General features: G+C 74.8%; 20 protein-coding genes and 1 riboswitch. Of the genes, 7 read left to right on the forward strand and 13 right to left on the reverse strand.

What is annotated here, in order from left to right:
• Positions 1-71 precede the first annotated feature (71 nt).
• Positions 72-1,052: a DMT family transporter gene (locus tag ACHZ99_RS19200; RefSeq protein ID WP_420305862.1), complete on the forward strand. Its 981-nt coding sequence runs from the start codon at positions 72-74 to the stop codon at positions 1,050-1,052.
• A gap of 45 nt (positions 1,053-1,097) precedes the next feature.
• Here ACHZ99_RS19200 and ACHZ99_RS19205 read toward each other — a convergent pair whose 3' ends face one another.
• Complete coding sequence (locus ACHZ99_RS19205; protein WP_420305863.1) at positions 1,098-2,429, reverse strand: aminotransferase class I/II-fold pyridoxal phosphate-dependent enzyme; 1,332 nt, start codon at positions 2,427-2,429, stop codon at positions 1,098-1,100.
• Between the two features lie 88 nt (positions 2,430-2,517).
• Here ACHZ99_RS19205 and ACHZ99_RS19210 point away from each other — a divergent pair, with 88 nt between their 5' ends.
• Positions 2,518-3,189: a pyridoxamine 5'-phosphate oxidase family protein gene (locus ACHZ99_RS19210; RefSeq protein WP_420305864.1), complete on the forward strand. Its 672-nt coding sequence runs from the start codon at positions 2,518-2,520 to the stop codon at positions 3,187-3,189.
• Here ACHZ99_RS19210 and ACHZ99_RS19215 read toward each other — a convergent pair.
• A complete protein-coding gene (locus tag ACHZ99_RS19215) occupies positions 3,171-4,259 on the reverse strand; it encodes an EamA family transporter (protein WP_420305865.1) in 1,089 nt (362 codons plus the stop codon). The two genes, ACHZ99_RS19210 and ACHZ99_RS19215, sit on opposite strands and share 19 nt — an antisense overlap.
• Positions 4,260-4,421: 162 nt before the next feature.
• Here ACHZ99_RS19215 and ACHZ99_RS19220 point away from each other — a divergent pair, with 162 nt between their 5' ends.
• Complete coding sequence (locus tag ACHZ99_RS19220) at positions 4,422-5,216, forward strand: DUF4232 domain-containing protein (RefSeq protein WP_420305866.1); 795 nt, start codon at positions 4,422-4,424, stop codon at positions 5,214-5,216.
• Between the two features lie 52 nt (positions 5,217-5,268).
• Here ACHZ99_RS19220 and ACHZ99_RS19225 read toward each other — a convergent pair whose 3' ends face one another.
• The 3 genes from ACHZ99_RS19225 to ACHZ99_RS19235 all read right to left on the reverse strand — a co-directional run bounded on the left by ACHZ99_RS19225 (position 5,269) and on the right by ACHZ99_RS19235 (position 7,381).
• On the reverse strand, positions 5,269-5,823 hold the full coding sequence (locus tag ACHZ99_RS19225) for a PadR family transcriptional regulator (protein ID WP_420306062.1): 555 nt from the start codon (positions 5,821-5,823) through the stop codon (positions 5,269-5,271).
• Positions 5,824-5,984: 161 nt separating this feature from the next.
• Complete coding sequence (locus ACHZ99_RS19230) at positions 5,985-6,500, reverse strand: lytic polysaccharide monooxygenase auxiliary activity family 9 protein (RefSeq protein ID WP_420305867.1); 516 nt, start codon at positions 6,498-6,500, stop codon at positions 5,985-5,987.
• A gap of 116 nt (positions 6,501-6,616) precedes the next feature.
• The gene (locus ACHZ99_RS19235) at positions 6,617-7,381 is read right to left on the reverse strand and encodes a CPBP family intramembrane glutamic endopeptidase (RefSeq protein ID WP_420305868.1); all 765 of its coding nucleotides are present in this window, start codon (positions 7,379-7,381) and stop codon (positions 6,617-6,619) included.
• Between the two features lie 101 nt (positions 7,382-7,482).
• Here ACHZ99_RS19235 and ACHZ99_RS19240 point away from each other — a divergent pair, with 101 nt between their 5' ends.
• Complete coding sequence (locus tag ACHZ99_RS19240) at positions 7,483-9,249, forward strand: substrate-binding domain-containing protein (RefSeq protein WP_420305869.1); 1,767 nt, start codon at positions 7,483-7,485, stop codon at positions 9,247-9,249.
• Positions 9,250-9,291: 42 nt separating this feature from the next.
• Here ACHZ99_RS19240 and ACHZ99_RS19245 read toward each other — a convergent pair whose 3' ends face one another.
• Positions 9,292-10,785, reverse strand: a complete 1,494-nt coding sequence (locus ACHZ99_RS19245; protein WP_420305871.1) for a glutamate--cysteine ligase — start codon at positions 10,783-10,785, stop codon at positions 9,292-9,294.
• Positions 10,786-11,242: 457 nt separating this feature from the next.
• On the opposite strand from ACHZ99_RS19245, the gene ACHZ99_RS19250 reads away from it, so the two are divergent.
• Positions 11,243-11,830 (forward strand): hypothetical protein, encoded by a 588-nt coding sequence (locus ACHZ99_RS19250; RefSeq protein ID WP_420305872.1) that lies wholly within the window; start codon positions 11,243-11,245, stop codon positions 11,828-11,830.
• Positions 11,831-12,088: 258 nt separating this feature from the next.
• A complete protein-coding gene (locus ACHZ99_RS19255; RefSeq protein WP_047014426.1) occupies positions 12,089-12,295 on the forward strand; it encodes a DUF5999 family protein in 207 nt (68 codons plus the stop codon).
• A gap of 173 nt (positions 12,296-12,468) precedes the next feature.
• Here ACHZ99_RS19255 and gcvP read toward each other — a convergent pair whose 3' ends face one another.
• Positions 12,469-15,366, reverse strand: coding sequence for an aminomethyl-transferring glycine dehydrogenase (gcvP, locus tag ACHZ99_RS19260; protein ID WP_420305873.1), 2,898 nt, complete (start codon positions 15,364-15,366; stop codon positions 12,469-12,471).
• Between the two features lie 172 nt (positions 15,367-15,538).
• Positions 15,539-15,635, reverse strand: a riboswitch (glycine riboswitch).
• 153 nt (positions 15,636-15,788) lie between these two features.
• On the opposite strand from gcvP, the gene ACHZ99_RS19265 reads away from it, so the two are divergent.
• Positions 15,789-16,190, forward strand: a complete 402-nt coding sequence (locus ACHZ99_RS19265) for a PRC-barrel domain-containing protein (protein ID WP_420305874.1) — start codon at positions 15,789-15,791, stop codon at positions 16,188-16,190.
• Here the strand turns inward: ACHZ99_RS19265 and ACHZ99_RS19270 are convergent, their stop codons facing one another.
• The 6 genes from ACHZ99_RS19270 to ACHZ99_RS19295 form a co-directional block, all read right to left on the reverse strand.
• Positions 16,191-17,561 carry a DNA polymerase IV gene (locus ACHZ99_RS19270; RefSeq protein WP_420305875.1) on the reverse strand — a complete coding sequence of 457 codons (1,371 nt, stop codon included), beginning with the start codon at positions 17,559-17,561 and terminating at the stop codon, positions 16,191-16,193. It abuts the gene before it with no gap.
• Positions 17,562-17,646: 85 nt separating this feature from the next.
• On the reverse strand, positions 17,647-18,252 hold the full coding sequence (locus tag ACHZ99_RS19275) for a MerR family transcriptional regulator (RefSeq protein ID WP_420305876.1): 606 nt from the start codon (positions 18,250-18,252) through the stop codon (positions 17,647-17,649).
• A gap of 158 nt (positions 18,253-18,410) precedes the next feature.
• Positions 18,411-18,884 carry a bifunctional nuclease family protein gene (locus tag ACHZ99_RS19280; RefSeq protein ID WP_420305877.1) on the reverse strand — a complete coding sequence of 158 codons (474 nt, stop codon included), beginning with the start codon at positions 18,882-18,884 and terminating at the stop codon, positions 18,411-18,413.
• Positions 18,885-18,937: 53 nt separating this feature from the next.
• A complete protein-coding gene (locus tag ACHZ99_RS19285) occupies positions 18,938-19,669 on the reverse strand; it encodes a MerR family transcriptional regulator (protein WP_420305878.1) in 732 nt (243 codons plus the stop codon).
• Positions 19,670-19,702: 33 nt separating this feature from the next.
• A complete protein-coding gene (locus tag ACHZ99_RS19290) occupies positions 19,703-20,533 on the reverse strand; it encodes an FHA domain-containing protein (protein ID WP_420305879.1) in 831 nt (276 codons plus the stop codon).
• A gap of 156 nt (positions 20,534-20,689) precedes the next feature.
• Positions 20,690-21,598, reverse strand: coding sequence for a DUF881 domain-containing protein (locus ACHZ99_RS19295; RefSeq protein ID WP_420306063.1), 909 nt, complete (start codon positions 21,596-21,598; stop codon positions 20,690-20,692).
• Between the last annotated feature and the right edge of the window lie 20 nt (positions 21,599-21,618).

The raw sequence follows: 21,618 nt of genomic DNA on the forward strand, positions 1-21,618 counted from the left end.
AGTGATGCTACGAGATAGGGGCGAGTAAGTCTCGCTTGTGCTACGAGGAGTAGGCGGCGCACCGTAGTCGCATGACCCCGGCACCGGCCGCCACCGACCCGGCCACCACCCCCGCCTCCGCCGCCTCCAGCGCCTCTACTGCCCGGAAACCCGTCCTCGACTGGCGCGTCCGCTTCGCCGCCCTCTCCCTCATCTGGGGTTTCAGCTTCCTGCTCATCAAAGTGGGCACCGACGGGTTCGCCCCGCTTCAGGTGACGCTCGGCCGCATGGTGTGCGGCTCCGCCGTCCTGGCCGCCGCGCTGGCCGTGCGCCGCGAGCCGCTGCCGCGCGGCGGGAGGACCTGGGCGCACCTGGCGGTCGCCGCGTTCTTCCTCAACGCGCTGCCGTTCTCCCTCTTCGCCTACGCCGAGCTGCACATCCCCTCCTCCCTCGCCGGGATCTGCAACGCCACCTCGCCGCTGTGGGGGATGCTGCTCTCCTTTGTCGCGCTGCGCGAGGACCGGCCGACGCGCCGCCGGGTCGCGGGCCTCGGCCTCGGCTTCGCCGGGGTGCTGATCGTCCTTGGCGCCTGGCAGGGCTTCAGCGGCCAGGACCCGCTGGGCACGGCCCTCGCGCTGCTGGCGTCGGCGAGCTACGCGGTCGGCTGGCTGTACGTGCGCCGCACGCTGGCCGGCAGCCCGCACTCCCACCTGTCGATGACCGGCGCGCAGCTCCTGCTGGGCACGGCGCAACTGGCGGTCGTCACGGGGCTGTTCACCTCGGCGCCCGGCGGGTATCCGGCGGGGCCGGTGCTGGCGGTCCTGGCGCTGGGCGCGCTGGGGACGGGTTTCGCGGTGCTCGTGCAGTACGGGCTGGTGGCCGAGGTGGGGCCGACGACGGCGCAGATGGTCACGTACTTCATCCCGGTCATCGCCACGGCCGCGGGCGTGGCGCTGCTCGGCGAGGAGCTGACGTGGAACACGCCGGTGGGGGCGGCGGTGGTGCTGGCGGGCGCGGCGCTCTCCCGCAGCCGGCCGCACGGGGCGGGCGGGGCGGGCGCGGGGCGCGGGTAGGGGCGTCCGGCGCGGGTGCGCGGTGCGTACGCCCCGTACGGCCCCTCAGACGTACCGCCGTCCGGGTGCGGGCCGTACGGCCGCAGCCACCGCGTCGGCCAGCAGCTCCACTTCGTCGCTCGCGAGCGGCGAGACGGTCAGCCGGATGCCGGGCGGGGAGGCGAGGCGGAAGCGGGCGCCGGGCGCCGCCGCCCAGCCGGCCTGGAGGAGCTGGGTGACCGCGGAGGTCTCGTCGGGCACCGGCAGCCAGACGTTCATGCCGCTGCGCCCGGTGGCCTCGACCCCGCGCCGCCGCAGCGCCGCCAGCAGCGCGTCGCGCCGCCCGCCGTACGAGCGCGCGACCGCCGCCGGGTCGAGGACCCCGCTGCGGCGCAGGTGGACCACGGTGTCCTGGAGCAGCCGGCTGACCCAGCCGGGGCCGAGGCGCTGGCGGCCCTCGATCCGGTCCACGGTCACCCGGTCCCCGGTGATGACGGCGAGCCGCAGGTCGGGCCCGTACGCCTTGGCGGCGGAGCGCACCGCGAGCCAGTGCCGCGCGGTGCCGGCGAGCGGCTGGAACGGCAGGTCGACGATCGTGTGGCAGTGGTCGTCCTCGACGAGCAGCACCTCCGGGTGGCCGGCGAGGACGGCGCGCAGCCCGGCGGCGCGCGCCGGGGTGAGCGCGGCGCCGGTCGGGTTCTGCGCGCGGGAGGTGACGACCAGGGCGCGCGCGCCCGCGGCCAGCGCCGCCGCCGCGCGCTCCGGCAGCGGCCCTTCGTCGTCCACCGCCACCGGCACCGGCCGCAGCCCGAGCGCCGGCACCAGGTCGAGCAGGCTGCCCCAGGCGGGGTCCTCGACCGCGACCGCGTCGCCGGGGCGGAGATGGGCGGCGAAGGCGCGCTCGATCGCGTCGAGCGAGCCGGAGGTCACGGCGACCGGTCCGGGCGGCACGCCGTCGGCGTCGAAGTCGGCGCGGGCGAGCCGGGCCAGCTCGGGGTCGGTGCCCTCGTCGCCGTAGTACACGGGGCGGGCGGCGTGCCGGGCGGCCGCGGCGGCGAGGGCGTCGGCGAGCGGGGGCAGCAGGGCGGGATCGGGGTTGCCGGTGGACAGGTCGCGGGCGCCGGGCGGCACGGTGACGCGGATCTGCTCGCGGGCGGCGGTGGCGGGCCGGGCCCGCACCCGGGTGCCGCGCCGGCCGGCGGTCTCGACGACGCCGCGCTCGCGCAGCGTGCGGTACGCGGCGGCCACCGTGTTCGGGTTGACCGCCAGCTCCGTCGCCAGCGCCCGCAGCGGCGGCAGCGGGTCGCCCGGCCGCAGGGCGCCGGCGCCGATGCCGCGCTCGATGCTGGCGGAGATCTCCGCTGCGCCCCGGCCCTCGATCCGATACTCTCCTAGCACAAAGAATATATTGCACTAGTGCAATAGGGATCGCAACTCCGCGACACACACCGGCCGCACGCACCGCCGAACACCGAGGGAGCCGCCCGTGTCCACCACGACGCCCGCCGACTACCTGCCCACCGACCGCACCGTGCCGACGCGCTCCCGCGAGCGGGCGTCGTACGACCGCGAGGCCGTGCACTCCGTGCTCGACGCCGCCTACGTCTGCCACCTCGGCTTCATACGCGACGGCCGCCCCGTCGTGCTCCCCACGCTCTACGCCCGCGTCGGCGAGCTGCTGTACGTGCACGGCTCCACCGGCTCCCGCCCGCTGCGCACGGCCGGGCGGGAGGCGGACGCCGGCCTGCCGGTGTGCCTGACGGTCACCCACGTGGACGGGCTGGTGCTGGCCCGCTCCGCGTTCCACCACTCGATCAACTACCGCTCCGCGGTGGTGCACGGCGACGCGTACCCGGTGACCGACCACGACGAGCGGACCATGGCGCTCGACGCGATCGTCGACCACGTGGTCCCCGGGCGGTCCGCCGACTCCCGGCGCGCGAACACCAAGGAGCTGGCCCAGACCGCCGTGATCCGGCTGGCCATCGAGGAGGTGTCCGTCAAGAGCCGCGCCGGCGGACCCAACGACGAGCCGGAGGACCTCCGGCTGCCGCACTGGACCGGGGTGGTCCCGGTCACCTCCGGCTACGGCGCCCCCGTGCCGGCCGACGACCTGGCGCCGGGCATCGAGCCGCCCGGCTACCTGCCCGCGGGCTGACCCGGGCCCGGCGGCGCGCCCGCGGCGTCGGGCGCCGCCGGGCCGTCGCCGGCGGACGCCGCGCCGCCGTCCCGCGGCCGCGGCACGTTCCCGGCGACCGGCTCACCGCGCTCCCCCGCCCCCGGCGCGGGCCCGGGCGCCGCGAGCTGCGCCGTGAACGCGCCGGTCAGCACCAGCGCGCCGCCCACGATCTGCGCCGCGCCCAGGTGCTCGGACAGCAGCACCCACGCCAGGACGGTGGCGACGACCGCCTCCAGACACGCGACGACGCCCGCCACCGGCGGCGAGAGCCGGCGCACCGCGAGCACGCCGAACAGGTACGCCAGCACGGTCGTGACCAGGACGATCCACACGATCAGGGTCCAGGCCGGCGGGTGCGCGCCGCCGATCTCGGCGCGCTCGCCGAGCAGCGACCACCGCAGGTTCCAGGGCCGCGAGACGGCCGTCAGCACGACGGCGCCGACGATCAGCCCGTACGCGATGACGCCCAGCGGGTGCGGCGCGGCGCCGTCGGCGGTGTCGGTGCCGTGCCCGGCGAGGACGAAGTACGCGCACTGGCAGCACGCCGCGCCGAAGGCGAGGAGCAGCCCGAGCGCGTCGAAGCCGAGCCCGGACCAGACCTCGACCACGCACGCCAGCCCGGTGACCGCGAACAGCACGCCGACCGCCGCCTGCCGGGTGACCGGCCGCCGCTGGACGAACCGCACCCAGCCCAGCACCAGCGCCGGCCCGAAGAACTCGATGAGCAGCCCCACCCCGACCGGGATCCGGGCGATCGCCGCGAAGTAGAACGCCTGCACGCCGGCGACCGCGAGCACGCCGAACCCGGCGAGCAGCGCGGGCCGCTCCCGTACCAGCGCGCGGTGCCGCCAGGCGAGCGGCAGCAGCACCAGCGCGGCCCCGGCGATCCGCAGCCACACCACGTGCAACGAGTCCATGCCCTGCTCGATGAGCGGCTTCGCCGCCACCCCGGAACCGCCGAACGCGAGCGCGGAGGCCAGCGCGAGCCCGAGCCCCGCGCGCCTGTCGAATGACTGCTGCATGCGGGCGATTATGTCAGCGCCGTACATGAGTGTCATTCTTCATTGCTACTGACACGAAGAGAGCGGGCGCGGACCGCGCATCCTCCCCGCGTCCCCGGGAATCCATCTCGGTGGAACCGATCGCTCCCCGCACGGGTCCAACGACCGACACCCCACGATCTGGTCACTCCGAGGAGCCAGGGGGAAGACATGACACGACAGCCCGGCCGCGCCCGCACCCGCATCGCCCTCGCCGCCCTCGCGGCGGCGGGGCTGCTGGCCGCAGGCTGCGGCACCGACTCCGACGACGCGGACACGGCCCCCGCGGGCGGCGCACAGCCCCGGCAGGCGGAGCGCGCCGGCGGGGACGAGAGCGCGCAGCACGGGGACCGGGCGGAGCAGGACGCGCCCGCGCAGGACGGCGACGCGGCGGAACAGGCGGCCGAAGGCGGCAAGGACGACGCGGCGGAAGACGGCGCGGCGGAGGACAACGCGGCGGACGGCGCGGACGACGGCGCGGACATCGAGCCGCTCCGGGCGGAGCCGAAGGCGGCCGCCGGTTCCGGGGCGGCCCCGTGGTGCCGTACGGACGACCTGTCGGCCTCCGTACGCCCGCTCAACTCCGCCGCGGGCAACCGCTACGCGGCGCTCGTCCTCACCAACGACTCGGACTCCGACTGCCGCACCCGCGGCTGGACCGGACTGCAACTCGTCCGGGAGAACGGCGCGAACGTCCCGACCCAGGTGGTACGGGACGACAGCCGCGCCCCCGCCATGCTGACGCTCTCCCCGGGCTCGGCGGCGTGGAGCAGGCTGCACTGGACGGTGGTGGCCAGCGGCTCGGACGACACGACCGGCGCCTGCCGCCCGCGGCCGGCGGAGCTGGAGGTCATCCCGCCCGACACGTACCACCACACGGACGCCTCCTGGCGCCTCGGCGAGGTCTGCGACGCGGGCCGCATCGACGCGCTGCCGCTGGCGAAGGGCGACGGCCCGGCGCGGTGACACCGGCGCGGCTGAGCCGCGGTGCCCGGCCGGCCGAACCGGGCACCGCGGCTCAGTGCTCCTCGGCGAGGATCAGGTACAGCTTCTTACGGGCCTCGTTGACGACGGCCAGGGCCTCCTGACGCTGCTCGGCGGTGCCGGTGGTGTACACCTGCCGGAACGCCTCGGCGAGCGCGAAGCCCGACTGCCGGACCTCCTGCAACGCCTCCCAGTCGACGCCGCGGCCGGCGTCCTCCCAGGGCGCCTCGGGCCCGGACTCGGCCTCCTCGCGGCCGGCACCGGTGAGCGAGAACAGCTTCTTGCCGCCCTCGGAGGCGCTGACGATCAGGCCCTCGTCCTCCAGCAACTGAAGCGTGGGGTAGACCGAGCCGGGGCTCGGCTTCCAGGCCCCGCCGCTGCGCTCGGAGATCTCCTGGATCATCTCGTACCCGTGCATCGGCCGGTCCTTCAGCAGCGCCAGGATCGACGCCCGCACGTCGCCGCGGCGCGCGCGGCCCCGCGGCCCGCCGCGGCCCCGGCCGAAGGGCGGCCCGAACGGCGGGCCGAACCCGCCGAAGGCCGAGCGGCGCCCGTCGCGCGGGCCGTGTCCGTGTCCGTGGGATCGCATGGTCATCACCTCTTCTTGAACTCTTCTACGATCGATTGCGACACCTCAACGATATATCGGAACCGGTCGCCAGACAAGCCGGGGCGGGTGACCCCACGAAGAGGCCCCCGGGGAGCCGCTGCTCTCCGGGGGCCGATGCCGCTGCTACGGCCGGCGCACCGTCACCGGATATTGACGTCGATGCAGGCGTAGAACGCGTTGGCCGTGTCGTACACGTTCCATACCGCCAGGACCTTCTGCCGGCCCGTGATGTTGCCGAAGTTCACCGTGTGGCTGAACGAGTCCGGGGGCTGCGCGCCGCCGTCGTTGAACTCCGCGACCTTCTGGCCGCCGACGAAGTACTGCCACGTGCTGGTGCGGTGGTTGGCGGTGATCTGCCACCGGAACGACGTCGTCCGGCTGACCGGCGTGACGTGCCAGCCCTTGCTGTCGTCGTTGAGTTCGGCGAACCGGCTGTTGCCGCCGTGACAGCTCTTGAGGCCCTTGGGCCCCTCGACGCTCTGCGGCTCCCACTTGATCTGACCGCACGGGACGGTCCCCTGCGCGCACTGCTGCTGCCGGCTGGGCGGCGAGGTGATCCAGCCGTGCGCGCTCGCCTGCGGGGCCGGGAGGGCGAGGACTACCAGGGGGGTCACGGTCGCGGCGACGACCGCCGCGCGCTTTTTGAGACTGCGCATCTTGTCTCTCCCTGCATGGGGGGCATTGGTCTAGACTTTATCTATTGTCAGACCACCGTCAAGACCGACGACCAGGGAGACCCGCCGCCCGGCGCCCCGCACCGCGCCGGACGTTCTCATTCCGTCGGCAGCCACCCCACCTTCCCCGCCAGCAGCGCGTACCCCACGAAGGCCACGATGTCGATGAAGGCGTGCGCCGCCACCAGCGGCCCCACCCGCCCCCACCGCCGGTACAGCAGGACGAACAGCACGCCCATCACCGCGTTGCCGATGAATCCGCCGATGCCCTGGTAGAGGTGGTACGTCCCGCGCAGCAGCGAGCTGGCCGCCAGCGCCGCCGCCGGGGTCCAGCCAAGCTGGTCCAGCCGGCGCAGCAGATAGCCGACGACGATGACCTCCTCCACCACGGAGTTCTGCACCGCGGAGAGGATCAGCACCGGGATCTTCCACCACACGTCGGGCAGCGACTCCGGCACGACGGTCAGGTTGAAGCCGGACGCCCGCGCGCCCAGGTAGAACGCCAGCCCCGTGCCGCCGACGACCGCGGCCACGACCGCGCCCCGGCCCAGGTCGAACGCCGGCCGCCGGTGGTCGAACCCCACCGCGCCCAGCCCGCCCGCGCGCTCGCGCACCAGCAGGTACGCCACGAGCGCCACCGGCACCAGCGCGGTGGTGATCCCGAACAGCTGCCACGCGAGGTCCAGCCACGGGCGCCCGGGCGCCGCGGAGGAGTTGAGGTTGGCCGACTGCTCCTTCAGCCCGCCCGGCCGGGTGACCGAGCCGACGAAGCTGATGAGGGCCGAGACCGCGCTCGCCCCCAGGGACAGCGCCAGCACCAGCAGCGTTTCGCCGCCCAGCTGCCGGCGGGACTGGTCCTGCACGCGCTCCTCCAATTGGTCAATCCCTCCCCACCGGCCCCGCCGTCTCGCTAGGGTCACCGCAAAAACACGTGACCAATATGCGGCTGTCCGGGGGGACGACCATGGGACGACACAGCTTGCCCGATGCGTACGGAACGGACGAAGCCGGGCTGCGCCGCAGCGTACGGGGCCGCGCCGTGGTCATCGCGACCGCCCTCGTCCTGGCGATCGGCGCGGGCACGCTGGTCGCCGCCCGGACCGGGATGCTGTCGTCGGACGACCCCTGCGCGGGCCGGGACCTCGAACTGCGCGTCGTCGCCGCGCCCGACATCGCCCCGGTCGTGCGCAGGACCGCCGAGCGCGCCCGCCGGGCGGAGCTGAAGTCCGACGGCCGCTGCCTGGACGTCGAGGTGACCGCGCGCCCCGCCGCCGAGGTCGCCCAGTCGCTGCGCCGCGCCGGCGCGCACCCGGACTTCCAGGTCTGGATCCCCGACTCCAGCATCTGGACGGGGATGGTCACCGCCGGCGGCGAGGGCGCGACCATCGACGAGGTGACGCGCCTGGCCACCTCGCCGATCGGCGTGGCCACCCTGCCGGACGGCGCCCGCAGGCTCGGCTGGCCCGAGAAGACCTACGGCTGGGCGGAGCTGACGGACGCCGTCATGGGCGAGGACGCCGGGCTGCGCCTGGGCACCGCGGACCCGGCCGTGAGCGCCACCGGCGCGCTCGCGCTGACGGCGGTGCACCGCGCCGGCGGCAAGCGGGCGGACACCCGTACCGCCGCCACCGCCAAGCTGCTCGCCGAGCGCGTCGAGCCCGGCGACCGGGCGGTGCTCGCCTCGCTCCCGGACTCCGGGCTGGACGACCCGCGGGACAACGACGCGCTGTTCCTCTCCGAGCAGGCGGCCTTCCGCCACAACGCGGAGGCGGGCACCGTCTCCCGGCTCGACATGTTCTATCCCGAGGGCGGCACGGTCGCCCTCGACTACCCGTACGCCATCGTCGACAACGACTCCATGGCCATGGACCGGGTGCGCGCCGTCAGCCGCTTCCAGCGGCTCCTCACCGACGGCAAGGCCGCCGGCCTGCTGCGCCGGCACGGCTTCCGGTCCGCCGAGGGGAGCTTCGACGCGGAGCTGACGGCGGCCGCCGGCGGCGCCGTGCCGCAGCCGGTCGACGCGCCGCCCGCCGAGCCGCCGTCCCCCGACGAGGTGGCCTCGGTCCTCGGCATGTGGACCGTCACGGTGCAGAGCGCCCGGCTGACGACCGTGGTCGACGTCTCCGGTTCGATGGGCGAGCCGGTGCCCGGCGAGCCGGGGCAGACGCGCATGGACGTGACGAAGAGCGCGCTGATCCAGGCGCTCTCGCAGTTCACCGGCGAGGACGAGATCGGGCTGTGGCGGTTCTCCACCCGGCTGGCGGGCGAGCAGGACTACGAGGAGGTCACCGGCACCACGCGGCTGGCCCAGCGCACCGAGGACGGCACCAGCCACCGCGAGCGCCTCGCCGCCGCCTTCGGGGACCTCGCGCCGGTGCCGGACGGGGCGACGGGGCTGTACGACACGGCGCTCGCGGCGTACGAGCGGCAGGTCAAGGAGTACGCGCCCGGGCGCTTCAACGCGGTGGTGCTGCTCACCGACGGCGCCAACGAGGACCCGGGCAGCGTCTCCGCCGGGGAGCTGGCCGAGCGGCTGCGCGAGACGGCCGACCCGGAGCGGCCGGTGGGTCTGATCGCCATCGCCATCGGGCCGGACGCGGACGTCGAGGCGTGCGGGGAGATCGCGGCGGCGGTCGGGGGCGAGTCGTACCAGGTGACGGACCCGAAGGAGATCCACTCGGTGCTGCTGCGGGCGGTGACGGACGCCGGCGTCCGGGCGGCGCTGTCCTGAGCCGTACGGATACGGGCCCGGGCGCCGGCGCGCGCGTCCCCGTCAGTCCACCGGCCAGCGGTGCACCGGCTCCTCGGTGCGGGTCAGCTCCACGTACCGCCGGGTCATCTCCGCCAGCGCCGCGCCCCGGTCCAGCCCGCGGTCCCGCGCCCGGTGGAAGGCCGCCGCCTGCCACGACGCGCCGTTGACCCGCCGCCGGCAGCGCTCGTCGATGACGCCGAGGTAGCGGTCCCGGTCGGCGGGGTCGACGCCCCAGGCGTCCAGCCCGGCGGCGGCCATGGGCAGCAGCTCGTCCCGGACGAGCTTGACCGCCGGCACCCTGGCCACCCCGCCGAGCCGCCGCCGGCCCGGCCACACCAGGGTCGCGTCGATGCCATCGCGGCAGGCGGCGGCGAAGTTCGCCGCGGCGCCGTCGAAGGGCAGCCGGCCCCACACCGGGCGCTGCTCGTCGGCGAGGGAGCGGACCAGCCCGTAGTAGAACGCGGCGTTGGCGACGACGTCGGTGACGGTCGGCCCGGCGGGCAGCACCCGGTTCTCCACGCGCAGGTGCGGCACGCCGCCGGCGGTGTCGTACACCGGCCGGTTCCAGCGGTAGACGGTGCCGTTGTGCAGCACCAGCTCGGGTAGCTCCGGCACCCCGCCCTCGTCCAGCACGCGCAGCGGCTCCTCCGGCGAGCAGAGCGGCAGCAGCGCGGGGAAGTAGCGGATGTTCTCCTCGAACAGCTCCAGCGGCTCGGTGACCCAGCGCTCGCCGAACCACGCGCGCGGGCGCACGCCCTGGGCCCGCAGCTCCGGCGGCCGGGTGTCGGTGGCCTGGAGGAACAGCTCGGGCCGCGACTCGCTCAGCAGCTCGCGGCCGAAGACGAACGGGGCGTTGGCGCCGAGCGCGACCTGCACGGCCGCCGTCGCCTGGGAGGCGTTCCAGACGTCCGCGAACCGCCCGGGGGTGACCTGCAGGTGCAGCTGCACCGAGGTGCAGGCGGCCTCGGGGGCGATGGAGCCGGTGGCGTACGTCAGCTCCTCCACCCCGCGGATGTCGAGCCGGATCTCCTCGCCGCGGGCGGCGAGGATCTGCTCGTTGAGCCGGTGGTAGCGGTCCACCTCGGAGAGGTTGGCGGACACCAGGTCCGCGCCGGTCAGCGTCGGCAGGATGCCGATCATCACGATGCCGGCGTCCACCTCGCGCGCCTGCCGGTCGGCGTACCACAGCCCGGTGCGCAGCTCCTCGGCGAGCTGGTCGAGCACCCGGCCGGCGAGCCGGTGGGGCGCGATGTTCACCTCCAGGTTGAACTGGGCCAGCTCGGTCTGGAAATCGGGGCTGGCGATACGCTCCAGCACCTCCGAGTTCATCATGCGCGGCATGCCGTCCGGACCCACGAGATTCAGTTCGATCTCCAGCCCCATCAGATTCTGCGGGCGGTCGAATCTCTTCTCCTCCAGCAGTCGCTCCAGCCCCGCGAGACACTCGCGGAGCCGCTGCCGATAGCGGTGACGGTCGGACAGGTCGAACCCGCCGGCCACGACCTTCTCGCCCATCGAGGCTCCTCCTCGGCTCGGCTGCCTGGGATGATGCCCAGGCGCGGGGATCCCTAACGCCCGGTACCGCCGTTCGTCGGCTACGCTGGCGGCCCGCGCGGTGCGGAGTCGTTCCGATCGCACACCGCCGGAGGCGCGCCGCGCCGCTCGCCGATTGGTCGCAATCACCGACGAGATCCGGCCGACCCCGGGCGACGGGTGTCGCCGCACCGGTCAGGTATTTCCCGCGGATCTTCCGCAAAAGGCCAGAGAGAATCCGGCCGATAATCCCCTTGTGGATTTCACCCGAGCAGCCAGGCGGAAGGGCTCCCACCGGTAGTCGTATAAAATTCGCGAACGAGGCAGAGAGTTGGCGCCCTCGCACGGATGCGGTCCCCTCTGACCCCGCTAGCAGACAGCGCCGTCCGCATCTTGCTCCCCGCTCTGCTCCACGTCTGTCGAAGGTAGGCGACCCCTTATGCCGCTCAGCGTCCTTACGCCCCCCTCCCCGGCTCTGCGCAGCGTGCGCGCCGCGCTGAAGTCCCCGACGGCGGTGCGCGGGTTCCGTACGCTCACGCCGACGTCGGGCGCCGGCCCGGCGGGCGTCACGGACCCGCTGCCGGTACACGTCCTGGACGGCGTCGGCCCCGGGGACGGCCCGCCGCGGGCCGCGCTCGGCGGCTGGCGGTTCCACCTCGCCGCCGAGGGCCGGGTGGTCGCCGCCGCGGAGGCCCGGATCACCCCGGACGGCTGGGCGTTCTCGCACTTCTCCGAGGGCCCGTACGTCGCCTCCGCCCAACGCGCCCTGCGCCAGGCCGAGTCGCTCCCCGCCGTGCTGCAACCGCGCCTGCTGTCCGTGCCGGAGCTGTACATGGTCACGCTCTGGCTGCGCCCCGACGCCGGCGCCGCGGCCGAGCCGGACGGGATCGACCCGGCGGATCTGCTGGTGCCGCTGGCGCCCGCGCCCCCCGGCATCCGCGCCCACCGCGCGCACCGCGCCGGCGACCTGCTGCCCGCGCTGCGCGACCGGCTGGCGGCGGCGCGGCTCCTCGGCTCCTCCGCCTGATCACGGCGAGGTCACGGTCTGATCACCGCTGTGGACTAGTCCACTCCCGGGGGGCGCGCCCCCCGAAAGGATGGTCTGGCGCCGGGCAACCGCCCGCGAGGGTGATGCGTCTTCTGCCCCGGGAGACCACCTGCCGGTAAATCCCTGCGGATTGAGCCTCGCGGGGGAACACTGGTTGCGGAACGAGTCGACACGGGGGCGGCGATGACATCTGCAGACCGCAGGACCGAGACCCAGAACCAGCGAGAGTACCCAGCCATGTGCCAGCACCAGCCACCCTGCCCGACCGCCCAGTCCACCGACCGGGAGGCGGCGCGCCCGGTGGCGCACCATCCGGAGCAGGGCTGGAGCCTGCTCTGCAACGGCGTTCTGCTGTTCGAGGACACCGGCGAACTGCTGCCCGACGGCCGGATCATCGCGCCGCACCGGCCGCCGAACGCCGACGACGTGACCGCGGCGGCCTGACCGGCGCACCCGGCCCGGACCGGCCCGGGTGCGTGACCGACCCGGGCGCGTGACCGGCCCGGCGGACTCCGCCGGCGCACACCGGCGGGGTCCCCGCACTCCGGCACGCGCCCCGCACGCCACCCGGCCCGGCGCGGGCGCCGGACCGGGCGCGGTACGCACGCGGCCGCACGTCAGGCGTCGTATTCGTCCAGCGGGGGGCAGGAGCAGACCAGGTTGCGGTCGCCGTAGGCGCCGTCGATCCGGCGCACCGGCGGCCAGTACTTGTCCGCGGGCGTGACCCCGGCCGGGAAGACCGCCTCGTCCCGCCCGTACGGGTGCGGCCACTCCCCCGCCAGCTGCGCCGCGGTGTGCGGCGCGCCGACCAGCGGATTGTCGTCCTTGTCCCACTCCCCCGAACCGACCCGGTCGATCTCCCGGCGGATCGCGATCATCGCCTCGCAGAACCGGTCGAGCTCGGCCAGGTCCTCGCTCTCGGTCGGCTCGATCATCAGCGTCCCGGCCACCGGGAACGACATCGTCGGGGCGTGGAAGCCGTAGTCGATGAGCCGCTTGGCCACGTCGTCGATGGTCACCCCGGTCGCCTTGGTCAGCGGCCGGACGTCGACGATGCACTCGTGCGCGACGAGCCCGCCCGGGCCGGTGTACAGCACCGGGAAGTGCGGCTCCAGCCGCTTGGCCACGTAGTTGGCGCCGAGCACCGCGACCTGGCTCGCGCGCCGCAGGCCGCCGTCGCCCATGAGCTTCATGTACGCCCAGGAGATCGGCAGGATGCCGGCCGAGCCCCACGGCGCCGCGGAGACCGGGCCGACGCCCGTCTCCGGCCCGGCGGCGGGTTGCAGCGGGTGGTTCGGCAGGTACGGGGCGAGGTGCTCGCGGACCGCGACCGGGCCGACGCCGGGGCCGCCGCCGCCGTGCGGGATGCAGAACGTCTTGTGCAGGTTCAGATGCGAGACGTCGCCGCCGAACCGCCCGGGGCCGGCGAGGCCGACGAGCGCGTTGAGGTTGGCCCCGTCCACGTACACCTGGCCGCCGGCGGCGTGCACGGCGTCGCAGATCTCCGTGATGTGCTCCTCGAACACGCCGTGCGTGGAGGGGTAGGTGACCATGAGCACGGCCAGCTCGGCGCCGTGCTGCTCGATCTTCGCGCGCAGGTCGTCCGCGTCGACCTCGCCGTTCTCCGCGGTCTTCACGACCACGACCCGCATGCCCGCCATCACCGCGGAGGCGGCGTTCGTGCCGTGCGCGGAGGAGGGGATGAGGCAGACGGTGCGGCCCTCGTCGCCGTTGGCGCGGTGGTACGCCCGTACGGCCAGCAGGCCCGCCAGCTCGCCCTGGGAGCCGGCGTTGGGCTGGAGGGACACCTTGTCGTAGCCGGTGACGGCGGCCAGGCCCTCCTCCAGCTCGCGGATCAGGGTCAGATAGCCCTCGGCCTGGTCGGCGGGCGCGAAGGGGTGCAGACCGGCGAACTCGGGCCAGGTGACGGCCTCCATCTCGGCGGTCGCGTTGAGCTTCATCGTGCAGGAGCCGAGCGGGATCATGCCGCGGTCCAGCGCGTAGTCCCGGTCGGCGAGCGTCCGCAGGTAGCGCAGGAGGGCGGTCTCGGAGCGGTGCCGGTGGAAGACGGGGTGGGTCAGGTACTCGTCGGCGCGCAGCAGAGCGGCGGGCAGCGCGTCGGCGGTGGCCGCGTCCAGCTCCCCGACGTCCTGCCCGGGGACTCCGAACGCGTCCCAGACGACGGCCAGGTGGTCGCGGACGGTGGTCTCGTCGCAGGAGATGCCGACGTGGTCGGCGTCGGCGAGGCGGAGGTTGACGCCGGCGTTGCGGGCGCGGGCGGTGACCTCGGCGGCCCGGCCGGGGACCCGGACGGTGACCGTGTCGAAGAACGCGTCGTGCACCACGTCGGCGCCGCCGGCCCGCAGGCCCGCGGCGAGGACCGCGGCGTAGCGGTGGGTGCGCCGGGCGATGGCCGCCAGGCCGTCGGGGCCGTGGTGGACGGCGTACATCGAGGCCATCACCGCCAGCAGCACCTGCGCGGTGCAGATGTTGCTGGTGGCCTTCTCGCGGCGGATGTGCTGCTCGCGCGTCTGGAGGGCGAGCCGGTACGCCTGCGCCCCGTCCGCGTCCCTGGAGACGCCGACGAGCCGCCCGGGCAGGCTGCGCGCGAACGTCGAGCGTACGGACATGTAGCCGGCGTGCGGCCCGCCGAAGCCCATCGGGACCCCGAAGCGCTGGCTGGAGCCGACCGCGATGTCGGCGCCGAGCGCGCCGGGCGACGACAGCAGGGTGAGCGCGAGCAGGTCGGCGGCGACGGTGACGACGGCGCCCAGCTCGTGCGCCCGCCCGATGACGGGCGCGAGGTCCCGTACGACGCCGGAGGCGCCCGGGTACTGGAGCAGCACGCCGAAGACGCCGCGCTCCGCGACGTCCCCCGGGATGCCGTCGGCGAGGTCGGCGACGACGACCTCGACGCCGGCCGGCTCGGCGCGGGTGCGCAGCACCGCGACGGTCTGCGGGAGGGTCTCGGCGTCGACGAGGAAGACGCCGTCCTTGACCTTGCCGACCCGCCGGGACAGCGCCATCGCCTCGGCGGCGGCGGTGGCCTCGTCGAGCAGCGAGGCGCCGGCGGTGGGCAGCCCGGTGAGGTCGGCGACGACGGTCTGGAAGTTGAGCAGCGCCTCCAGCCGGCCCTGGGATATCTCCGGCTGGTACGGGGTGTACGCCGTGTACCAGGCGGGGTTCTCCATGACGTTGCGCAGGATGACGGGCGGCGTGTGGGTGCCGTGGTAGCCGAGGCCGATCATGGAGGTCAGCACCTCGTTGCGGGCCGCCAGGGCGCGCAGCTCGGCCAGCACCCCCGCCTCGGAGCGGGCCGCGGGGAGCGTGACGTCGCCGGTGCCCTTGATCGGGCCGGGCACGGCGGCCGCGGTCAGCTCGTCCAGCGAGCCGTAGCCGACCTGGGCGAGCATCTTGGCCCGGTCGCCCGCGTCCGGGCCGATGTGGCGCTGCTCGAAGGAGGTGCCGCGCTCCAGCGCGGCGAGCGGCGTGCGGTGGGCGTTCGTCTCAGACAAGGGGCCTCCTGGTCGCGCGGACCTTCGCGGATACCCCTGGGCCGGGCACCCGTACGGCCTCCCCCTCTGTCATCCGGACCTGAGAGCTTCACCGCCGGCCCGCTTCGGGGCGCCGGCTTGCACCGTCGGTGAGGAGGGGCCGCGTGCGGCCCGCCCTGCTTTCCAGAGTGACCTCGTCCGTGCGGTACGGGGGCCTGAGAGATTCCGGGGAGGAGTTGCTCCTTCGGCGCCTCCGGCTGGCGGGCGGAGGACTCTCCCGCACGGGGTCTGCAGCCACGGTCAGCGTACCAGCGCAGGCGCCCGCGCAGCCCGGCGCGGGCGCCGCGGCCGGTGCGCCCGCCCGGCGCCCGCCGAGTGGCCGCCGGGCACGTTGTGCCGTTACGTGGAGGCAGCGGAGCTGTACCGAGACGTCAGGAGGCGCCGTGCAGACCGACATCGACCCCCGGAGCCTGATCGGCGTGCGCGCGTACGACGGGAACGGCGAGAAGCTCGGGACCGTCGACGAGGTGTACCTCGACGACGCCACCGGAGCGCCGCAGTGGGCGGCGGTGCGCACGGGCCTGTTCCACCGCGACGCGTTCGTGCCGCTCGGGCCGAGCGAGCTGGCCGACGAGGGGCTGCGGGTGCCGTTCGACCGGGAGCTGATCAAGGACGCGCCGGGCTTCGGCGTCGGCCGGCACCTCTCCCCCGGCCAGGAGCTCCAGCTCTACCAGCACTACGGCATGGCGCTGCCCCCGGACGTCGCCAAGACCCGCCCGCAGGACCCGCAGCCCCACCAGCCGCAGGACCGCGACTTCGGCGAGGTCGCCGGGCCGGACGACTGATCACCCGCCGGGCACCAGCGGCAGCGGGTCCGCCGGCGCCAGCGCCGGGTCGTCGGCGGGGAACGTACGCACCCGCCCGGGCGCCGAGCCCGGCACCTCGAACCGCACCGTGACCCGGCCCACGCCGCTGCCCTGCACCCACCCCGGGCCGTGCTCGGCGTGGCGCACGTCCAGCCCCGGCAGCCACCGCGGCGCCGCCGGCTCCGGCTCCGCCGCGGCGGGCGGCGGGGGCGGCCCGGGCGGCGGCTGCGCCACCGGGCCGTCGGCGTCCACCGGCCCGTGCGCCACCTCCGGCGCCTGGCCGGCCTGCGCGAACAGGTCCTCCTGCGTGAAGTCCGCGAGCCCGCTCACGCCGACACCCAGCAGCCGCACCCCGGCGGCCGTCTCCACCCCGTCCAGCAGCCGCAGCGCCGCCTCGGTGACCACGGCGGGGTCGTCGGTGGGCCCGCGCAGGGTCTCGGAGCGGGTGAGGGTGGAGAAGTCGAACCGCCGGACCTTCAGGACCACCGTGCGGCCGGAGCGGCCCGCGCGGCGCAGCCGCTCCACGCACCGCCGCGCCAGCCGCTCGACCTCCGTGCGGATGCGGGTCCGGTCGGTGAGGTCGACGTCGAAGGTGTCCTCGACGGAGACGGACTTGGCGTCCCGGTCCGCGACCACCGGCCGCTCGTCCACCCCCAGCGCCATGACGTGAATCCCGGTGCCGTGCGCCCGGCCCAGCAGCCGCACCATCTCGTCCTCGCCGGCCTCGGTGACCTCCGCGACCGTGGTGATCCCGGCGCGGCGCAGCGCGTCCGCCGTCGCGGGGCCCACGCCCGGCAGCGTACGCACGCTCATGGGCCCCAGCAGCGCCCGCTCGCCGCCCGGCGGGACGACGACGAGGCCGTCCGGCTTGGCCAGCTCGGAGGCGACCTTGGCGAGCATCTTGGAGGCGGCGAGCCCGACGGACCCGGTCAGGCCGGTGACGGCGCGGATGTCCGCGCGCAGCCGCGCGGCCACGCCCCGCAGCGCGGTCTCCTCCGCGGGCGTCCCGCCGGCTTCGAGGTCGACGAACGCCTCGTCCAGGCTCAGCGGCTCCACCAGCGGTGACAGCGCGCCGAGCAGCGCCATGACCTGCCCGCTGACCTGCTGGTAGAGCCGGAAGCGGGGGATGAGGAACGCGGCGTTCGGACAGAGCCGGCGGGCCATGCCCATGGCCATTGCCGAGTGCACCCCGAAGACGCGGGCCTCGTACGACGCGGTGGCCACCACGCCGCGCGGGCCGAGGCCGCCGACGATCACGGCCTTGCCCTTCAGGCTCGGCTTGGCGGCCTGCTCGACGGCGGCGTAGAACGCGTCCATGTCCAGGTGCAGGACCGACGGCGCTCTTCTCACGCTCGAATGGTCCCTCATGGGTACGACATCGGCCCGGCGGCGGGCGTACGGGCCGGGGACGGGCGCGGCGCGTACGCCCCGGGGGTCAGCCGGCGCGGCTGCGGCGCCGGGCCAGCTCGTCGGCGGCGTTGCGCCCGACCAGCGTCTCGCCGGTGTCGACGCGCTCCGCGTGCAGCTGCGCGAGGTCCGCCTGCACGTCGCTGAAGACCACCCCGACGGCGATGCCGAAGATGCCCTGGCCGCCCTGGAGCAGCTCGACGACCTCGTGCGGGGAGGTGCACTCGTAGACCGTGGCGCCGTCGCTGATGAGCGTCATCCGGCGCAGGTCCGCGGCGTCGGCGGCGCGCAGGTGCCGGACGGCGGTCCGGATGCTCTGGAGCGAGACCCCGGCGTCCAGCAGCCGCTTCACGATCTTGAGTACGACGACGTCGCGGGCGCCGTAGAGCCGCTGGGTGCCCGAGCCGTGCGCGGGGCGGACGCCGGGCTCGACCAAGCCGGTGCGGGCCCAGTAGTCGAGCTGGCGGTAGGTGATGCCGGCCGCGGCGCACGCGGCGGGGCCCCGGTAGCCGACCTCGTCCGGATCCGCGGGGGCGGCCGGTGGCTGCCCCTGCCTCGCGGGCTCCGCGCCGTGACCGTAAAGCGGAACAGCTCCGCCCCCTCCGGCCGATCTCCCGCCGCCCGTGACCACCACGCCGACCTCCCGCTCCCTGACCTGCCTCCCGACGGTAGGCAGTCGCCCCGGGCGCGTCAACGAACGCCACACGGGGCACGCCGGGTGCTCATCACCCTACGGGTGGTTTGCCCGCGGCGCCCGTGCGGTAGGCCCGGGCGGACCACCGCGGGCGGCTGTCACTGGGGGTTCGTACCGAAGTCCTCGGGCGTGATCTGGTCGAGGAACTCGCGGAACTTCTCCACCTCGTCCTCCTGCTCGTCCGGGATCGAGATACCGGCGTCGTTGAGCACTCCTTCGCTGCCGTAGATCGGCGTGCCGGTGCGCAGGGCGAGGGCGATGGCGTCGGACGGGCGGGCGCTCACCTCGGTGCCGCCGGAGAACACCAGCTCGGCGTAGAACACGCCTTCCCGCAGGTCCGTGATCCGGACCTCGGCGAGCTCCTGGCCGACCGCGTCCAGCACGTTCTTGAACAGGTCATGGGTCAGCGGGCGCGCGGGGGTCATGCCCTGCTGCGCGAAGGCGATCGCCGTCGCCTCCCCCGGACCGATCCAGATGGGGAGGTACCGGTCGCCGCCCACTTCGCGCAGGAGAACGATCGGTTGGTTCGAGGGCATTTCCACCCGGACACCCACAACGTCGAGCTCGTTCACACAGCAACCCTAGGCCGACCCCGGCGGTTTTGGGTAGTCGAGCACGGGACCGGTCAGCCGCCGGCCACCCGCAGCGAGGACCGTACGAGGGTCGCGTGCAGCCGCGCGGACAGCTCGATCAGGCGTTCTGCCGTGGATTCCGCGTGCGCCCGCGTCTGCGGGCTGCGGTGCCGCCGCAGCGGGCCGACGACCTGTTCGACCAGGCCGGCATCGCGGTCGGCGGCGGCCTTCAGGCCACGCAGATGGCGGGCCTGGAGCCCGTAGCTGCCGAGCTCGGCGACGAGGCGGGCGACGGCGGCGGCGTCCGCGTCGTAGAGCCCGTCGGCGTCCGGGGCGACGAGGCCGAACTCCTCCCAGGACGCCAGCTCCTCCTCGCCCACGGCGGCGGTGCGCAGGAGGGTCGCGCGGTCGACGCGGGGGTCGTGGGGCGGCTCCGCGGCCGCGCCGGCGCCCGCCGGGGCGCCGGCCGCGGACTCGGCGGCCTCCGCGTCCAGCTGCTCGCGGATGACCTTCAGCGGCAGGTAGTGATCCCGCTGCAACCGCAGGATCCGGGCCAGCCGCTCAACGTCGGCCGTGCCGAACTTGCGATAGCCGCCCGGCGAGCGCTGCGGCTCCACCAGGCCCTCGGACTCCAGGAAGCGGATCTTGGAGATCGTGACCTCGGGGAACTCCTCGCGCAGCACGGCGAGGACACCCCCGATACTCAACTGCCGGTCGCGCTCCGGACGCCGGTCCGGCCGGTCCGCTGGCGGGGCGGCGGTGCCGCCTCTCGGGGTGTCGCCCATCGCTTCCGTCCCGTGGTCGTGTGCTCCCGCCGGTCAGGCGGCGTGCCGACTGGCGAAGAAGACCAGCCGGAACTTTCCGATCTGCACCTCGTCCCCGCTGGTCAGCTCGCTCTCGTCGATCCGCTCACGGTTGACGTACGTGCCGTTGAGGCTGCCGACGTCGGCGACGGAGAACCGTCCGTCCGGCATCCGGCGGAACTCCACGTGCCGCCGGGAGACCGTGACGTCGTCCAGGAAGATGTCGCTCTGCGGGTGGCGCCCGACCGTGGTCAGCTCGCTGTCCAGCAGGAACCGAGCGCCGGAGTTGGGGCCGCGGCGGACGACGAGCAGCGCGGAGCCGGGCGGCAGCGCGTCGACGGCCGCCTGCGCCTCGGGCGACAGCGACGGCAGCGCCTGGCCGCCGCCCCCGGCGGCGACCTCGGCCTCGTACGCCTCCAGGCCCGAGATGGAGATCGTGGTGGTGGTCTCCGACGGGCGCTCGGCCGCTCCGGCGCGCAGGGGGGCGCCGCAGTTGGAGCAGAACCGGCTCGCCTGGGCGTTCCGGGCCCCGCACCTGTTGCACACCGGCAGGTCCATGGACTGAGCCTCCTGCTGCGGAGCGCCCGCAGCGGAGTCGGGCGCGTGCGGGCCTGGGGCGAACCCTCCACCCGCACTTGAGGTTGATGGTTCCCCGAAACCTATGCGGCCCGACGCGGCAGGGTCAACATAAGACTCGCCCTGACCACCCGAAATGTCGCCGGACGGCGGAGGCGCCTGATCCCGGTACAAGGCACGCTCGCCGGCCTCGCCGCCCTGGGACGCGGCACGGTGCCGACCCGGCCGTTCCGCCGAGCCCCTCCCGAACAACTTAGCGAACAACTTCACGGGCGATTTCCCCTTGACCGTCGGACAGGCCCATGTTCGAGCAGGTCACTCGACACGCGCATCAGCGGCACCGGACATTCACTGAACGTCCACAACCCCCGGACAGTTTCCCTTACGCAACCGCAGCCGATGCGTCGACCCCCCATAACCTTGAGGTCACGACGACGACCGAGCGTAGTCAGGCGACTTCGCCCGCCGCAAGGCGTCCACGATGACCGTGTCCCGGGGTTCGATGGACACCGTAACCTGCTCCTCCTCCATGGTCTGAACCACCCCACCGGGGATGTTCAGCGCGGGCTCCAGGTCCTCGGGGCGGCCGATCACGCGGAAGACGTACGGCTGGGAGACCCGGCGGCCGTCGATGGACACGTCGTTCTCGCCGGCGGCGGCGAAGTGCGTACCGGCGACCACGCGCACGCCGTTGATCTGGATCGCCTCGGCGCCGGCGGCACGCAGCTCCTGGATGGTGTCGAGCAGCATGTCCGCCTCGACCGCCCCCGCGGGACCACGGAGGGTGATCTCGATGCCCGGCCCCTCGGCCGCGACGGTGCCGGCCAGCACGCCGAGTTCGCGCTCCTTCGCCTCCGTCTGCCGGCGGGCCTCCTCCGCCTGGTCGGAGCTGTTCTCCAGCTCCGCCTTCTGGTCCTCCAGCTCCTCGCGCTCGTCCTCCAGCCGCTGGGTGCGGTCGTCCAGCTCGTCGAGGATGCGGACCAGGTCCTCCTGGCGGGCGCCGCGCAGCGCGCTGGACTCGCCGGTGGAGCGGACCTGGATGGCCAGGCCGAGGCCGAGCACGAACAGCAGCAGGGCGACGATCAGCTGGGAGCGGGTCAGCCGGGGCGGCCACACGGCGCCGGCCAGGCGGCGGCGGCCGGCGCCGAGCACGGGCTCCGGCGGGGCGGGCGGGCCGGGGGCGCGGCGCGCCCGGGCGGCGGGGGCCGGGGGCGGCGGCGCGGCGGGCGGCGGCGCGGCGGGGCGTTGCCCGGCCTGCGGCGGCCGCTGGGCGGACGGGCGCTCCTGCGCGGGCGGCTGGGCGGGCGGCTGCGGCGGCGCGTCGGGCCGCCGCAGGGGCGCCCGGCGCGGCGGCT

This window comes from Streptomyces sp. MAR4 CNX-425, from assembly GCF_048656465.1.
GTDB lineage: Bacteria > Actinomycetota > Actinomycetes > Streptomycetales > Streptomycetaceae > Streptomyces.

Bases quoted from the DNA above. Each gene is read 5' to 3' on its own strand.
- ACHZ99_RS19240 (WP_420305869.1), top strand. From the start codon at position 7,483: ATGGGACGACACAGCTTGCCCGATGCGTACGGAACGGACGAAGCCGGG.
- ACHZ99_RS19255 (WP_047014426.1), top strand. From the start codon at position 12,089: ATGTGCCAGCACCAGCCACCCTGCCCGACCGCCCAGTCCACCGACCGG.
- ACHZ99_RS19225 (WP_420306062.1), bottom strand. From the start codon at position 5,823: ATGCGATCCCACGGACACGGACACGGCCCGCGCGACGGGCGCCGCTCG.
- ACHZ99_RS19230 (WP_420305867.1), bottom strand. From the start codon at position 6,500: ATGCGCAGTCTCAAAAAGCGCGCGGCGGTCGTCGCCGCGACCGTGACC.
- ACHZ99_RS19285 (WP_420305878.1), bottom strand. From the start codon at position 19,669: ATGGGCGACACCCCGAGAGGCGGCACCGCCGCCCCGCCAGCGGACCGG.
- ACHZ99_RS19215 (WP_420305865.1), bottom strand. From the start codon at position 4,259: ATGTACGGCGCTGACATAATCGCCCGCATGCAGCAGTCATTCGACAGG.
- ACHZ99_RS19250 (WP_420305872.1), top strand. From the start codon at position 11,243: ATGCCGCTCAGCGTCCTTACGCCCCCCTCCCCGGCTCTGCGCAGCGTG.
- ACHZ99_RS19200 (WP_420305862.1), top strand. From the start codon at position 72: ATGACCCCGGCACCGGCCGCCACCGACCCGGCCACCACCCCCGCCTCC.
- ACHZ99_RS19220 (WP_420305866.1), top strand. From the start codon at position 4,422: ATGACACGACAGCCCGGCCGCGCCCGCACCCGCATCGCCCTCGCCGCC.
- ACHZ99_RS19245 (WP_420305871.1), bottom strand. From the start codon at position 10,785: ATGGGCGAGAAGGTCGTGGCCGGCGGGTTCGACCTGTCCGACCGTCAC.